The sequence below is a fragment of the Caldimonas caldifontis genome, from assembly GCF_002930615.1.
Classification (GTDB): Bacteria; Pseudomonadota; Gammaproteobacteria; order Burkholderiales; family Burkholderiaceae_C; genus Caldimonas; species Caldimonas caldifontis.
On sequence record NZ_PSNX01000011.1, the window covers coordinates 34,951 to 49,988 of the forward strand.

13 protein-coding genes and 1 pseudogene are annotated in these 15,038 nt (G+C 65.0%); 3 read left to right on the plus strand and 11 right to left on the minus strand.

The features are described from left to right. Nucleotides 1–4 precede the first annotated feature (4 nt). The 6 genes from C1704_RS17480 to C1704_RS12415 all read right to left on the minus strand — a co-directional run bounded on the left by C1704_RS17480 (nucleotide 5) and on the right by C1704_RS12415 (nucleotide 6,884). Nucleotides 5–1,534 (minus strand): hypothetical protein, encoded by a 1,530-nt coding sequence (locus tag C1704_RS17480; protein ID WP_146076082.1) that lies wholly within the window; start codon nucleotides 1,532–1,534, stop codon nucleotides 5–7. A 204-nt stretch (nucleotides 1,535–1,738) separates the two neighbouring features. Then, nucleotides 1,739–3,931, minus strand: coding sequence for a type IV pilus secretin PilQ (locus C1704_RS12395; protein ID WP_419186801.1), 2,193 nt, complete (start codon nucleotides 3,929–3,931; stop codon nucleotides 1,739–1,741). Further along, nucleotides 3,928–4,473 (minus strand): pilus assembly protein PilP, encoded by a 546-nt coding sequence (locus tag C1704_RS12400; RefSeq protein WP_104303047.1) that lies wholly within the window; start codon nucleotides 4,471–4,473, stop codon nucleotides 3,928–3,930. Before C1704_RS12400 ends, C1704_RS12395 begins: the two co-directional genes overlap by 4 nt. Further along, on the minus strand, nucleotides 4,470–5,159 hold the full coding sequence (locus C1704_RS12405) for a type IV pilus inner membrane component PilO (protein WP_104303048.1): 690 nt from the start codon (nucleotides 5,157–5,159) through the stop codon (nucleotides 4,470–4,472). Before C1704_RS12405 ends, C1704_RS12400 begins: the two co-directional genes overlap by 4 nt. A gap of 13 nt (nucleotides 5,160–5,172) precedes the next feature. Then, the gene (locus C1704_RS12410; RefSeq protein WP_104303049.1) at nucleotides 5,173–5,808 is read right to left on the minus strand and encodes a PilN domain-containing protein; all 636 of its coding nucleotides are present in this window, start codon (nucleotides 5,806–5,808) and stop codon (nucleotides 5,173–5,175) included. Then, on the minus strand, nucleotides 5,805–6,884 hold the full coding sequence (locus tag C1704_RS12415) for a pilus assembly protein PilM (RefSeq protein WP_104303050.1): 1,080 nt from the start codon (nucleotides 6,882–6,884) through the stop codon (nucleotides 5,805–5,807). The genes C1704_RS12410 and C1704_RS12415 overlap by 4 nt, the downstream gene beginning before the upstream one ends. Nucleotides 6,885–7,210: 326 nt before the next feature. Here C1704_RS12415 and C1704_RS12420 point away from each other — a divergent pair, with 326 nt between their 5' ends. Then, nucleotides 7,211–9,511, plus strand: coding sequence for a penicillin-binding protein 1A (locus tag C1704_RS12420; protein WP_245876474.1), 2,301 nt, complete (start codon nucleotides 7,211–7,213; stop codon nucleotides 9,509–9,511). 32 nt (nucleotides 9,512–9,543) lie between these two features. Here C1704_RS12420 and cyaY read toward each other — a convergent pair whose 3' ends face one another. Continuing rightward, nucleotides 9,544–9,897, minus strand: coding sequence for an iron donor protein CyaY (gene cyaY / locus C1704_RS12425; protein WP_104303052.1), 354 nt, complete (start codon nucleotides 9,895–9,897; stop codon nucleotides 9,544–9,546). A gap of 18 nt (nucleotides 9,898–9,915) precedes the next feature. Here cyaY and lptM point away from each other — a divergent pair, with 18 nt between their 5' ends. Both lptM and lysA read left to right on the plus strand, forming a co-directional pair. Next, a complete protein-coding gene (gene lptM / locus C1704_RS12430; RefSeq protein ID WP_104303053.1) occupies nucleotides 9,916–10,083 on the plus strand; it encodes an LPS translocon maturation chaperone LptM in 168 nt (55 codons plus the stop codon). Then, nucleotides 10,080–11,348 carry a diaminopimelate decarboxylase gene (gene lysA, locus C1704_RS12435; protein ID WP_104303054.1) on the plus strand — a complete coding sequence of 423 codons (1,269 nt, stop codon included), beginning with the start codon at nucleotides 10,080–10,082 and terminating at the stop codon, nucleotides 11,346–11,348. The genes lptM and lysA overlap by 4 nt, the downstream gene beginning before the upstream one ends. 3 nt (nucleotides 11,349–11,351) lie before the next feature. Here the strand turns inward: lysA and C1704_RS12440 are convergent, their stop codons facing one another. The 4 genes and pseudogenes from C1704_RS12440 to dapF all read right to left on the minus strand — a co-directional run bounded on the left by C1704_RS12440 (nucleotide 11,352) and on the right by dapF (nucleotide 15,020). Further along, nucleotides 11,352–12,539: a class I SAM-dependent rRNA methyltransferase gene (locus C1704_RS12440; protein WP_104303055.1), complete on the minus strand. Its 1,188-nt coding sequence runs from the start codon at nucleotides 12,537–12,539 to the stop codon at nucleotides 11,352–11,354. A 15-nt stretch (nucleotides 12,540–12,554) separates the two neighbouring features. Then, a pseudogene (locus C1704_RS12445) lies at nucleotides 12,555–13,466 on the minus strand (tyrosine recombinase XerC). Between the two features lie 10 nt (nucleotides 13,467–13,476). Beyond that, nucleotides 13,477–14,166 (minus strand): DUF484 family protein, encoded by a 690-nt coding sequence (locus tag C1704_RS12450; protein WP_104303056.1) that lies wholly within the window; start codon nucleotides 14,164–14,166, stop codon nucleotides 13,477–13,479. Beyond that, the gene (gene dapF, locus C1704_RS12455) at nucleotides 14,163–15,020 is read right to left on the minus strand and encodes a diaminopimelate epimerase (RefSeq protein WP_104303057.1); all 858 of its coding nucleotides are present in this window, start codon (nucleotides 15,018–15,020) and stop codon (nucleotides 14,163–14,165) included. The genes C1704_RS12450 and dapF overlap by 4 nt, the downstream gene beginning before the upstream one ends. Between the last annotated feature and the right edge of the window lie 18 nt (nucleotides 15,021–15,038).

Genomic DNA, 15,038 nt, shown 5'->3' on the forward strand with positions numbered 1-15,038 from the left:
CTTCTCAAGGAACAAGACTACAGCTCACCGTCGCGCCGGCGGCGTATTGAGGAAGCGTTCCGAATGGGCTCTCAACAAAAGCAGGTGGTGGCGTCTCGCGAGATATCGCTGTCGCATCCACATCCAAAACGCGCAGGATGCTCGCACGCGCCTCGGTGCCCGAGATGCCCGATGCAGCAACCGTCAGCTCCATCTGAACCCAGTAGCCATAGTTCTTCGGGTATTGGACCGAGACAACCATCGTGCCATCGGGGCCAGTGCGTCCGTTGGAGGGCGTCGTACTGATCGTAACCGCAGACTTCGGAGGTTCCAAAACCACCGGCTGACCAGAACGCTGAAAATAGTTCTCACCTGCCTCCAGGACATTGTTCCGATTGATGTCTTCATTCGGACACTGGTAAACCGGACCTCCAACAACCCAGGCGGATCCGTCCCAAGTGAGGAAACCCGTGAAGAAGTCGGTCAGATCAACCGATGGTGTGATCACCACATCGGGCTTTGCGCGGCCGGAAGAATCGGCTACCGAGACCACGAAGTCTTTGATATACGAGAGTTGGTTGGCAGACTGCCTGATCTGGTCATTGAAACCAATAGCCACAGACACGGGCTGGTCCGTAACCGTCACGGTCGTAAGCGCTTGATTGGGACAGGTGCCTGCCGGGAAATCGTTGAGATCGTAACACGCTCGAATAGTCACGCCGTTTGTCGGGCTAGCACGATCCGCCGGGATATACGCCGCAGTCGCCTCGCCATTTGTATTTGAGTAGACCAAATCAGTAGTGGAAAAACTACCCCCGATCGAATTCGCATCGCCGTTGAGGTCGAAACGCACTCGAACACGTGGGATCGGAGCATTGCTGGCGCCGAGAAAGAGTGCACGAATCTCTGTTCGGCTGCTGGTGCTGCCACCTGTGTTGGCGCCAACCACGCTTGGATTCGCGGTCACACTGGCCGAGTTGATCGGGCCGACTGCAGGATCTATGGTGGTCGACTGGACTTGAATGGGCTGTACAACGCTCGCTCCAGCCGCTTGGGCAGTGAGCCGCAATTCGCCGAGGATGTTCGGGGCGATATAGCTGAAGTTGTACTTCCCATCCGTCCCGGTCACGCCCGTCACAGTAGCAATACCGTTGCCAGATACAGAGATGGACTGCCCCACCATGCCGCTACCGCTGGCGTCTGTCAGACGAAACTCGACGGTTCCAGACGACCCAGGAGCAATAATAGGCGGGTTAGGTGAGGCAGACAGATTGGCTCCGACGACTTGGAACGAAGCCGTCCGCGAGATCGAACCGCTCGTAGCCGTGAGCGTCACGATACGATTAGACCGATCCGCTCCAAGGGAGATCTGCCCAGTGACACGCCCGCTGCTGTCCGTGGAGGGCGCAGAAGCGATCAGCAGCGCTCCTGTATCCACCGACAGGGCTACGGGTGCATCCGCCACCACCACGCCACCGGCGCCAACTGCGGTGATCGTCGCTGTCACGGAATCCGTGCTGGTGTTCGGAAGAGTGTTCCGGTCGAGGATCACCACCAGCTCTGCGACCTGCGCGCTACCCCCGGGATCAGGGTCGCCGCCACAGTTCGAGTCGAAGACCGAGCAGCCGGAGCCCCCTCCCCCACCACCGCAGGCCGACAAGATCAACGAGCCCGCAGCCATCCACAACCATCTGCCCATCTTCATTGCATGCTTCCCGTGAAGTTCATGTTGACATTTTTACGTGGCGTGCGCCGAGGTTCAGCGCACCCCCCCTCGCTCTGAAACAATTCGCGGCGTTAGGAACACCAGCAATTCCGTCTTTGACGTGGACTTGCCGCGCTGCTTGAAGAGATAACCCAGGACAGGGATATCGCCCAGCAGCGGAACCTTGTTCACATCCTCGCGTTCACTCATGGTGAAAATGCCGCCGATCACGACCGTACCACCGTTTTCCACGAGCACCTGGGTTTTCACGTGCTTGGTATCGATCGCATAGCCCCCCGGGGTCAGAATACCCGGCGTGTCCTTGTTCACATCCACGTCAAGAATGATCCCACCCTCTGGCGTGATCTGAGGCTTGACCTCCAGCTTGAGACTGGCCTTGCGGAACTCAACACTGGTGGCACCGCTGGATGTTGCGTTCTGATAAGGCAACTCCGTTCCCTGCTCAATCAGCGCAGTGACTTGGTCAGCAGTAATAACCCGAGGACTGGACACCACGCGCCCCTTCCCATCAGCCTCGAGCGCAGAGATCTCGAGGTTGAGGAACCGGTTGGCCGCGGAGCTAAACAGCGACAGGGCCAGAGTCGCCGGGTTCACTGTATCGATAGCCTGGGCAGGCATGTTGACGAAGTAGCTGTTCGGGATATAGCTACCGCTCGTTACTTGCGCCTGGAGGGTCTGCTCTCCAATGCCGAGGTAGTTGCCGCCAATACCAATACGGTTGCTCCCGCCGACACCCCAGCCCGGAACACCTCCACGCAGGCCGCGCAAGTCGGTAGCACCTAGCTTCACACCCAGCTGGCGTCCGAAGCTGTCATCTGCCTCGACGATTCGCGCTTCAATCATCACCTGACGTACAGGAATGTCGATCTTGCTGATCAGTTGCTGGACCTCCTCCAGTTTGGACGCCACGTCGGTAATGAAGAGCTGATTGGTGCGTGGCTCAGCGATCACACTGCCCCGCGGAGTGAGGATGCGCATGCCGCCTGCGCCAGATGCCCCTCCCGGCGACGCGTTTGCGCCACCACCGGTACCGACGAGGCTCCGCACGACATCGGTAGCTTTCGCATAGTTGAGCTGGAACGACTGCGTGCGCAATGGCTCCAGCTGAGCGATCTGAGCCTGCGCTTCGAGCTCCATCTTCTCCTTGGCGGCGATTTCGTCCTTAGGTGCAATCCACAGGACGTTGCCCGCTTTCCGATAGCCGAGCCCCTTGGCCTGGAGAATGATCTCCAGCGCCTGGTCCCAAGGTACATCGCGCAGCCGCAAGGTGACATTGCCTGTGACAGAGTCGCTGGTGACCACATTGAAGTTTGTGAAGTCAGCGATCACCTGCAAGAGTGCACGCACCTCGATGTTCTGGAAGTTCAGCGACAGTTTCTCGCCCTGGAATGTCGGGCCTTGCACCAACCGGTTGGGGTCTTCCTTTTGGGGGCGCACCTCCAAGACAAACTGAGTGTCTGTCTGGTACGCGCTGTGCTCCCAGTTACCACGGGGCTCCACGACCATACGAACCAGATCGCCAACCTGCGTCGTCGACACCATCTGGACTGGTGTGCCGAAATCCGTCACGTCAAGGCGGCGGCGTAGGTTGTCGGGCAGATTGGTCTTCAGAAACTCAACCACGAGATTCTGACCTTGCTGGCGGATGTCTACGCCAACCTGGGTACTTGGAAGATCCACAACAACGCGCCCGGCCCCTTCGGCGCCCCGACGGAAATCCACGCCTCGCAAGGCTTGCACGGATGTATTCACACTGGGGGCGAAGTGCACAGTGCCACCGCCGGCTGGAGAGGCAGCGGCAGTCGTCGCAGCCACAGCGCCCGTATTCTCCAGGACCAGCAACAGCGCATTGCCCTCCAACTGGGCCGTGTAGTTGGCCGGTTGCTTCAGATTGAGCACCAAGCGTGTGCGCTCGCCGGCTTGGGCCACATTGGCCGAGCGGACGTTGCCCTGGTTGATCTCCACGCTGGGGCGCGGCAGATCGCTGGTCACGCCAGGCAGGTCGATGGCAATGCGGGGCGGGGTCTGGACGGTGAACCCGCCCGGCACGGCCGACAAGGGCTGCGTCAGCTCGATGCGCACCACTTCCGCGCCGGCGGACTGGCTGGCACTGATCGAGCGAATGGCGGCCTGGGCCCAGGCGACCATGGGTGCCATCGCGAAGGCCAGGCCCAGAGCGCCGAGGCGCAGCGTCTTCATCTTGGAGTGTTCCTGCATGGTTTTCATTGGGTCTTCTCCTGAAGCTGGAGGCTGCTGGTGCGCTCGATCCACTCGCCAGCGGCGTCCTGAACGATCTCCCGGAGAGCGACCTCCGTCTCGGTGATGCCGGTGATGCGGCCGTAGTTCTGGCCGAGGTAGTCGCCTACCTTGACCTGATAAAGCAACTGATCAACCCGCAGCAAGGCGTACTGCCGGCCCTGACGCGACACGCTGCCAACCATGGTCATGCTGTCCAGGGGATAGGCCTCCAGCGGCTCACGCCGTCGGTTCAATTCGGCGGCGATGAGGGAGTTCGGCTGGCGCGCCTCCAGCTTCAGTGCCACGGTCAGTTTCTGAGGGCTGAAGGGCTCGACCCCGTCAACCGCCACGTAGGCCTGAGGGTCGAACTGCTTGGGGGGCTCCAGCGGGGTCACGCGGGGCTGGACTTCGCGCTTTTGCTGCTCCATCCAGGCCTGCAACTCCTCCTGAGGCCCCCCGCATCCGGCAAGCGCCAGCGCCAGGGCGACAGAGGACAAGGGCAGGAGGCGGAACTGGGAGAGGCGTCTCATCGCTTGGCCCCCGTCTTCTTGGCAGCCTCAGCGGCTGCCTTGCGTTGCGCGTCGATCTCGCTTTGATCCAGATAGCGGTAAGTCCGGGCGGTCGCATCCATGCCCAGGGTGCCGGCACCCTCGCTGCCCTTGGGAACGGAAATGTTCAGGCCGTGGAGGGTCACGATGCGCGAAAGGTTGGCGATGTCGCCTGCAAAGGCGCCGATGTCGTGGTAACGACCCGTCACGCGGATGGCGATGGGCAACTCCGCGTAGTAGTCCTTCACCACCACCTGCCCGGGGCGGAAAAGCTCAAACTGCAGCGCCCGGCCCAGGCCCGCCTGGTTGATGTCGGACAGCAGGGCATCCATTTCGGCTTTGCCGGGAAGCTGCTTCTCGAGCTGGGTCACGTATTCCTGCACCTGCAGACGCTGCTTGCGAAGCTCACCCAGGTTGACCGCCTGCCCCAGCTTGTTGCGGTAGGTCTGCTTGAGCTGAGGCTCCTTGTTCCGCTCGGCTTCGAGCGCGTCGGCCTCGTTGGTGAGGATGAGGAACCAGCCGGCGACCACAATGGCCACTGCCGCCAGCACCCACATTGCAATCTGTGGAAGGATGGGCCATTGCCCAGGCTCGTTGGGGTCGAGCCCGCGAAACTGCGACGCGATCTCGTCCGACAGCTCGCTCAGGTTGAGGTTTGCTTTTGCCATCTTTTCCTCTCCCTCACGACGCGGGACCCGCGCGCGGCGCGGGTGCGGCCCCGGCAGCCGAGGCATCCTGGGGACGCTTGAGGGCCACACGCATGGAGAACTCGTACAGTCGGCGCTGGCCGGCATCCGCGCGTTCGGCCCTGCGCCCATCGGCACGAACGTTGGCCACCTTGATCTCGATGAGCTCCGGCCGCTCCAGCCAGGGCGAGTTGTAGGCCGTGTTGCGCAGCATCTCGGACACGCGCTCGTTGGTCTGCGCAACCCCGGCCACGGACACCATCTGCCCGTCCTGGCGGATGGAAGTCAGATAGACACCTTCGGGCGTCTGCCGGACCAGCTCGTTGAGCAGGTGCACCGGCATGTTGCGATCGGTCTGGAGATCCTCCACGGCCTTCTGCCTGGCCTTCAGGGCATCGATCTCGGCGCGCAGGTTGGCGATGTCCTTGATCTGCTCATCCAGCTTGGCGATCTCGCTCTGCAGAAAGGCATTGCGCTCCTGCTGGGTGGAGATCATCTGCTGCAGCACGGCGTACCACAGGACCACAACCAAGCCGCCCGCAAGGGCCGAGAAGCCCAGGACGGCAAAGAAGGCCTGCTTGCGGCGGCGACGCTTTTCTTCCCGGTGGGGAAGCAGGTTGATGAGGATCATTGCAGGAACCTCCGCATCGCCAGGCCGCAGGCCGTCAGGTAGGACGGCGCCTCGCGACGCAGCTTGCTTTCACGCACGCTGGAACCCAGCTTCATGCCGTCGAAGGGGTTGACGATCATCGAGGCAAAGCCCGTCTGCTCGGTGACCCGCTCTTTCAGACCGGGCAGCGCTGCACTCCCGCCCGCCAGCATCACGTAGTGCACCTTGTGATGGGGTGTGCTGGTGAAGAAATACTGCAGCGCGCGGCCGACTTCCTGGGCCATGCTGTCCACGAAGGGGTTGAGGATGGACTGTTCGTAGTCCTCGGGCAGGTCGCCCGCCAGCTTTTTCTGCTCGGCCTCCTCGAACGAGAAACCATACTGACGGGAGATCAGCTGGGTCAGCTGGCTGCCACCGAAGGCCTGGTCGCGGTCGTAGAGCAGTTCGTCGTCGCGCAGCACCTTGAGGCTGGTGGTCTCGGCCCCGATCTCGAACAGCGCCACGAGCGAATCGCGCCCCTCATTGGGCAGCGCCTGGATCAGGCGCCCGACCGCCAGCCGGGAGGCGTGCGATTCGATGTCCAGCACGAGCGGCTTCAGGCCGGCGGCCTCGGCCAGGCCCTGGCGGTCCTGGACGCGGTCCTTGCGGGAGGCCGCAATCAGCACCTCCACATCGCCGGCCGACGTGGGGCTCGGGCCAACCACGCAGAAGTCGAGGCTGACTTCATCAAGGGAAAAGGGGATGTACTGGTTGGCCTCGGACTCGACCTGCATCTCGAGTTCTTCCTCGCGCAGGCCGGCCGGCAGCATGATCTTCTTGGTGATCACCGCCGACTGAGGCATGGCCATGGCCACATGCTTGGTGCGGGTGCCGCTTTTCACCACGACACGCCGCACGGCATCGGCCACTTCGTCGAACTTCTCGATCTGGCCGTCCGCGATCCAGCCCTTCTCGAAGCTTTCCGTTGCAAAACGCTCGACGATGTACTCGCCGGAAGCACTTTGGCCCAGCTCAACCAGCTTCACGCTCGACGAGCTGATGTCCAGCCCGACAAGCGGCGGATGCTTGCGGCCCAACAAAACATCAAGAAGGCTCACGGGGTCCCCCAACGGCGCTCACAGGTGCGCCGGATTGTTAATAAGTTACTTCAATGCTAGCAGTAAAGCCTTTGTGCAACAAAGATTTTTTCACGGTTTGGCCGTTTGTTTCCGTCGCGAAAAGCTGACTTGAAAGCAGCATTTCCGGGAGAACCCTGAGCACCACCGGACATTGAAACAAGCTGTGTCTGCAGCGTTTTTGCGACGCCCATCCGGCAAGGCATCCAAGCCGGTGGGGCAACGGCGCCTTCCTATAATCCAGCATGGCCGACCACGACCCCTCCTCCCCGTCTCGCCGCCGAGTTTCGATGCCACCCTGGTCACGCATGGTCTTGCGGATCCTGGCCTGGGTGGCCGGCGGTGCTGCGGCTGCCGCGCTGTCCGGGGCCTTGCTGGGTGTCATTGCACTGTCGGTGGCCTACCCCAATCTCCCGGACATCGATGGCCTGACCGATTACCGGCCCAAACTCCCCATGAGGGTGTTCTCGGCCGACGGTGTGCTGATTGGCGAGTTTGGCGAGGAGCGCCGCAAGTTCGTCCCCATCGAAGAGATCCCGGCGGTGATGAAGCAGGCGGTGCTCGCCATCGAGGATGCGCGCTTCTACGATCACATCGGCATCGACTACAAGGGCATGGCGCGTGCTGCGCTGGCCAACTTCGGCTCGGTGGGCAGCCAGGGGGCCTCGACCATCACGATGCAGGTGGCGCGCAACTTCTATCTCTCTTCCGAGAAGACGCTGACGCGCAAGATCTATGAGGTCCTGCTGGCCCTGAAGATTGAGAACCAGCTCACCAAGGACGAAATCCTCGAGCTCTACATGAACCAGATCTTCCTGGGTCAGCGGGCTTATGGTTTTGCCGCCGCCAGCGAGATCTACTTCGGCAAGGACCTCAAGGACATCACCATCGCCGAGGCCGCCATGCTTGCCGGACTGCCCAAGGCACCGGCCGCCTACAACCCCATCCGCAACCCGCCGCGCGCCAAGATCCGACAGCAGTACATCATCGACCGGATGCTGGAAAACGGGTTCATCACGCCGGAGCAGCATGCCGCAGCCAAAGCCGAGGTGCTGCGCTACCGCCAGACGCCGAGCTTGCCAGTCCACGCCGAGTACGTGGCCGAGACGGCTCGCCAGCTCATCTACAACCAGTACGGTGACGAAAGCTACTCGCGCGGGCTGAATGTCTACACGAGCATTCGTTCGGACGAACAGACGGCTGCCTACCGTGCGCTGCGCAAAGGCATCACCGACTTCGAACGCCGGCAGTGGTATCGCGGCCCGGAAGGTCACGTCGATCTGCCCAAAGACCCCGCACTGGTCGATGCACGTGTGGCCGAAGCGCTGGTGGATCACCCCGACAATGACGAGATCCGCGCCGCAGTTGTGCTGGAGCTGGACCCCAAGAAGCTGGTGGCCATGCTCGCCGATGGCGAAACGGTCACCATCGGCCCGGAGGGGCTTCGTCCGGTGCAGTCCGGGCTGTCGGCCAAGGCCAACCCCAAGGTCCAGATCCGGGTCGGATCGATCATTCGCGTGATCAACCTCGGCCGGGCAGGCTGGGCTGCCACCCAGTTGCCCGAAGTCGAAGGCGCTTTCGTCTCGCTGGACCCCACGACAGGCGAGATCCGCGCCCTGGTCGGCGGCTTCGACTACGCCAAGAGCCGCTTCAACCACGCGACCCAGGCGTGGCGCCAGCCTGGCTCGAGTTTCAAGCCCTTCATCTACTCGGCGGCCCTGGAACGCGGCTTCACCCCCGCCACGGTGGTGAACGACGCCCCCCTCTTCTACGACGCCACGACCACCGGCAGCAAGCCCTGGGAGCCGAAGAACTACGACGGCACCTTTGATGGCCCCATGTCGATGCGGCGCGCGCTGGCCCGGTCCAAGAACATGGTCTCCATCCGCGTGGTGGAAGCCATCGGCCCGGCGTATGCGCAGGAGTGGGTGACGCGCTTCGGCTTTGATCGCGAGCGGCATCCCCCCTACCTCACGCTGGCACTGGGCGCCGGCTCGGTCACGCCGCTCCAGATGGCCACCGGCTATGCGGTGTTTGCCAACGGCGGTTACCGGGTGGCACCCTCACTGGTCACCAAGGTCACCGACAACCGGGGGCAGGTGCTGGTCGAGTACAAGCCGCCCGCGCTCGATGAGAGCATGCGGGTGATCGATCCGCGCAATGCCTTCGTGATGAACAGCCTCCTCCAGGAGGTCACCCGCAGTGGCACGGCCGCCCGCGCGCAGGCCACCCTCAAGCGCCCCGACCTGTACGGCAAGACCGGCACGACGAATGACTCGGTGGATGCATGGTTCGCGGGTTTCCAGCCGGGACGGGTGGCGGTGGTGTGGATTGGCTACGGCACCCCGAAGAAGCTCGGCAGCAATGAAACCGGCGGCGGCCTCTCCCTGCCGGTGTGGATCGACTACATGGCTGCCTACCTGAAGGATGTGCCAGTGGCCCAGCCCAGCGTGCCGCCGGGGCTGATCCAGGTGGGTGGTGAGTGGTTCTACGACGAGTATGCGCACGGAGCCGGCGTCACCAGCCTGGGCCTTGAGGATCCGACCGCGCCGGCGACCACCACCACGGAAGAGGAACGCCGCAGCATCCTCGATCTCTTCCGCCCCTGAAGCGCCCCTCGCCGGGGCCTTCGGTGCGGGTCTCAGGGGGGGCTGAAGCGCACCGGTTTGCCGGCCTGCTCGCTGGCACATGCCGACAGCATGTCGAAGAAGTCTGCATCGGTCCGGGTGTCAAGCCAGCGCCCGTCGACATGGCGGTAGTGATAGCCGCCGGAGCGTGCGGCGAGCCAGATCTCATGCAGCGGCGGCTGCGTGTTGATGACGATCTTGCTCCCGTTGGGAAACACCAGTTCCAGGAGCCCCCCTGTGCGATGGGTGTCGATGTCGACGACGTCCTCCTGCAGCAACTGGTCCGCACGCGCTTCCACGGCAGCCAGGACCGCCAGGCTGCGTTCGTGGTACTCGCTGTCGCTCAAGGGAGTGGGGTCCAGAGCCATCGCCGATAGAATCCGTGCATGTCGAAACGTGGCCTGATTCTATCTGCCGGCCTGCTCGCGCTGCTGGCCCTGGGCCTGTCGGCATGCGGGCAGAAGGGTCCTCTCTACCTGCCCCAGACCGCATCGCCTGCCCCGGCCGATGCTGCCTCGGCCCCCACCTCCCCCTCACCTGTCCCGTCGCGATGAACCTGCCCGGTGCTCCCTTTCTCGCCTACCGCGGCGAGTCGCTGTATCTCGAGGACTGCGCCCTGGACGCATTGGCCGAGCGCTTCGGCACGCCGCTGTATGTGTACTCCCAGGCCGCCATGCTGGCGGCGCTGGCGCCGTATCAACGGGCGCTGGCGGGGCGCGACCACCTCATCTGCTACGCGATGAAGGCCAATTCCAACCTGGCCGTGCTGCAGACCTTCGCACGCGCCGGTTGCGGCTTCGACATCGTCTCGGGCGGTGAGCTCGCGCGCGTGCTGGCCGTGGGCGTGAGCGCCGACCGGGTGGTGTTTTCCGGCGTGGGCAAGACGCGTGAGGAGATGCGCCTGGCCTTGCAGGCCGGCGTGAAGTGCTTCAACGTGGAGAGCGAGGCCGAACTCGAGGTGCTGTCGGCCATGGCAGTTCAGGAGGGACGCACCGCCCGCATCAGCCTGCGTGTGAACCCGGACGTGGACGCGGGGACGCATCCCTACATTTCCACCGGGCTGAAAGCGAACAAGTTCGGCGTGGCCCACGAGCGTGCCGTGGCCCTCTATCGGCGAGCGGCAGGGCTGCCCGGCCTGGAGGTGGTGGGCATCGACTGCCACATCGGGTCGCAGATCACCGACGTGGCCCCCTACCTGGATGCGCTGGACCGTGTGCTCGACCTGGTAGAGGCGATCGAGGCCGAGGGCATCCGCCTGCACCATCTCGACCTGGGTGGCGGCTTGGGGATCACCTACACCGACGAGGCGCCGCCCACGGCCGATGTGCTGATCTCCGCCCTGCTCCAGCGCCTGGACGCACGCGGGCACGGCCATCGCATGGTGATGTTCGAGCCGGGGCGCTCCCTGGTGGGCAATGCCGGCGTGCTGCTCACCGAGGTTCTTTACCTCAAGCCGGGAGAAGAGAAGAACTTCTGCATCGTCGATGCGGCCATGAACGACCTGATGCGCCCGGCGATGTACGAGGCCACGATGGGCATCGTGCCGACGCGCCTGCATAACGCCTCCCCGGTCACCTACGACGTCGTGGGGCCCGTGTGCGAGTCGGGCGACTGGCTGGGCCGCGACCGCGCCCTGGCGGTGCAACCGGGTGCCCGGCTGGCCATCCTGTCGGCCGGGGCCTACGGCATGACCATGGCCAGCAACTACAACACCCGTGGTCGTGCGGCCGAGGTGCTGGTCATCGGGGACCAGGCCCACCTCGTGCGCGAGCGGGAGCAGCCGGCCGAACTCTTTCGCAACGAGCGGCTGCTGCCCTGACGCTCAGGGCACCTGCTTAAGGATGGCCAGCCCCTTGAGGTACTCGCCCTCGGGGAAGCAGATCGTCATCGGGTGGTCGGGCGCGGCCTCCAAGCGTGACAGGATCATCCCATCCACCCCGGCATCCAGGCCGGCGCCCGCCACGATCTTGTGAAAGAGTTCGGCACCGATGCCACCCGAACACGAGAAGGTCAGCAGCAGCCCCCCGGGAGCCAGCAGCTTGAAGGCCAGGCGGTTGATGTCCTTGTAGGCCCGGGAGGCCCGCTCGGCGTGGGCGGCGGTCGGGGCGAATTTCGGCGGATCGAGCACGATGGCGTCGAAGGAGCGGCCTTCCTTGATCAGACGGCGCAAGGTCTCGTTCACGTCGGCATCGAGGGCCTGGTGGCGCGCGGCGTCGAAGCCGTTGAGCCGCACATGCGCGTCGGCCCGGGCCAGGGCCGGCCCGGAGGAATCCACGCTCACCACCTCCTCGGCCCCGCCGGCCAGCGCCGCCACGCTGAAGCCGCCGGTGTAGCTGTAGCAGTTGAGCACTCGCCGGCAGCCGAAGTGCTGCACCCACTGAGCGAAGCGCCCGCGGTTGTCGCGCTGGTCGAGGTAGTAGCCGGTCTTGTGGCCCTCGGCCACGTCCAGCGTGAGCTGCCAGCCGTTCTCGTGGATGCGCACTTCGGTGGGCCCCTCGCCTCGTAGCCAGCCGCTGGCGGGCGCCAGACCTTCGAGGCTGCGCACGCCGGAGTCCGACCGTTCGTAGAGGCGCTGCACGCCGGTCGCCGCGAGCAACTGGTCGGCGATCACCGCCTTCCAGCGTTCGGTGCCCGCCGAGAGGAACTGGGCGCTGAGCGTGTCGCCATAGCGGTCGACGATAAGCCCGGGCAGGCCGTCGGCCTCGCCATGGATCAGCCGCACGGCGTCGCTGTTGAGCGGCAGGCGATCGCGCAACGCCAGCGCGCGGGCAATGCGACGCGAGAAGAAGTCGGCGTCGATGCGCTCGTTCTCGTCGAAGCTCCACGCACGCACCCGGATCATGGAGGTGGGGCTGAACGCGGCCCAGGCCAGGAAACGGCCATCGTGAGCCTCGACACGCACGGTCTCGCCGGCGTCGGCCTTGCCGCGGGCGATGGAGCCCTGGAAGACCCAGGGATGTTGGCGCAGCAGGGAGCGCTCCTTGCCTTCGCGCAGGGTGATGACTTTCATGGGTGTGGATGCGCCTCAGGGCTTGCGCCTGGCCCGCGGATGAGCCTTGTCATAGACCCGGGCCAGGTGCTGGAAATCGAGCTGGGTGTAGATCTACAGCAGCTCCTGCACCGCACGCAGGTCGCCGCTGGACTGCAGCAGGTGCGAGGCGAAGGAGTGGCGCAGCATGTGCGGGTGCACCTGGGTGGGCAGCCCGGCCTGCAGGGCGCGCCGCGACAGGCGCAGGCGCAGCTGCTGGGGGGAAAGCCGCGCCCCGCGCTCGCTCAGCAGCAGGGGGGCGTCATCGGCTCGCACGTAGCGAGGCCGATGGGCGAGCCAGGCCACGAGGGCCTCGCGTGCCGCAGCACCGATCGGCACGCTGCGCCGCTTGCCGCCCTTGCCCAGCACATGCACCTCGGCCTCGGCCAGATCGACCCAGCCTCGGGAGGCGGCGGTGCTGCGCACGTCCAGCCCCACCAGCTCGCTGATGCGCAAACCGCAGCCGTAGAGCAACTCGACGATGCAGCGGTCGCGTGCGGCCAGGGCGGGATCCTCGTCCTGTACCGGGGTGTGTTCAGCCAGCGCCACGGAATGGTCCACCGACAGCGCCTTGGGCAGCGGTTTGGGCGCCTTGGGGGCCTTCAGGCCCTCGACGGGGTTGTGGGCGATGCCCCCCTGGCGCCCCCACCAGCGATAGCAGCCGCGCCAGGCGCTCAGCGTGCGGGCCAGGCTGCGCCCGGACAGGCCCTGGGCGTGCAGCCGGCCCAGCCAGCGGCGCACGTGGTGGGGCTGCACCGCATCCAGCGGCACGCCGGCTTCGACGGCCAGACGCTGCAGTTGGGCCAGGTCGCGGGCATAGGCCGTGAGCGTGAGTTCGGCCATGCGTCGCTCGACGCGCAGGTGCTCGAGGTAACGCTCGATCTGCGGATCGATGCCGTCGCCGTCCATGGCCGCGTGCTCAGCCCTCGGGCAGCAGGCGCGTCAGGCCGGCGCTGGCCAGATCGCCCACGCGCATCAGGAACTCGGTGCCCATGTCGGCGGTGTAGCGGGTCGGATCAGGAGACCCCAGGACCAGCAGACCGAAGGCCGGAGCCCCCACGGCATGACGCAGCGGAATCATCGCCACCGAGGCCACGGTCTCTGGATCGTCCAGCCAGCGTACTGCCTCGAAGCCCGCATTGGCGCCGCAGTAGGGTTGGGTGAGGCTGGAGGCGAGTGCCCGCGTGTCCTCGCTCGCGCCCTGGGCGAAGGCGTGGTCGGCATAGGCACCCACGACGCCCCAGACGCGGATACCCGCCTGGGGAATCAGGAACTGGGCCTTGAGTTCATGCACCAGGGTGCCGGGCAGGTCGGCAGGGTCGGCCGTGAGCATCAGCGCACGCGTCCAGCGGTGCAGCTTGTCGGCGATGGCCATGTTCTCCTGGCCATGGCGGATCATCTCCATGAGACGCATCTCCAGGCCGCGGATCTTCTCGCGCAGCATCTCCATCTGGCGCTCCTGCAGCGAGACGGCGCGATGGCCATGCGGGCTGGTGAGCTGGATGCTGGCCAGCAGCTCGGCATGCCGCTCGAAGAAACCGGGCGTGTTGGCGAGGAAGCGGGCGATGTCATCCTCGGTGATGCCCTGGATGCCGGAAGAGGTGCTCACAGTTCGATTTCTCCTTCAAAGACGGTCTGCGCCGGGCCGGTCATGAACACATGCGCGTCCCCGCCCGCCCATTCGATGCGCAGCCGGCCGCCTCGCGTGTCGACCTCGACCGCCGGATCGAGCAGCCCCTGGCGAATGCCGGCCACGACAGCCGCGCAGGCGCCGGTACCACAGGCCAGGGTTTCACCCGCATCGCGCTCGTACACGCGCAGCTTCACATGGCCGCGGTCGATGATCTGCAGGAAGCCGGCGTTGACCTTGCGGGGAAAGCGCGGGTGCTGCTCGATGCGCGGGCCCCACTGCGCCACCGGGGCCTGGTCCACATCGTCGACGAGCAGGACCGCATGCGGGTTGCCCATGGACAGCACGGCAACCTCCACGCGCGCATCGCCCAGATCCAGGGGCCACAGCGGGAAGCCCGCCCCCACCCGCCGGGGCGTGAGATCCGAGGCATCGAACGGGACGCGGTCGAGCTCGAAGATCGGCGCGTTCATGTCCACCGTCACGCGACCATCGGCTTGCGCCTGCAGCACGAGGCGGTTGTTGACGGTCTCCACCCGCAAGGGATTGCGGTCGCTCAGACCCTTCTCGTGCACGAAGCGCACGAAGCAGCGCGCACCATTGCCGCAATGCTCGACCTCCTCGCCCGAGGCGCCGTTGAAGATGCGGTAGCGGAAGTCGGCATCGGCCGAGGAGGCGCGCTCGACCACGAGGATCTGGTCGGCTCCCACGCCGAAGCGGCGGTCGCCCAGGCGCTGCAACTGCGCCACCGACAGCGACAGCGGCGTGGTGGTGGCATCAATGACGACGAAGTCATTGCCCGCCCCCTGCATTTTGGTGAAGCGCAGTCTCATGGCGAAGATTATCCCCCG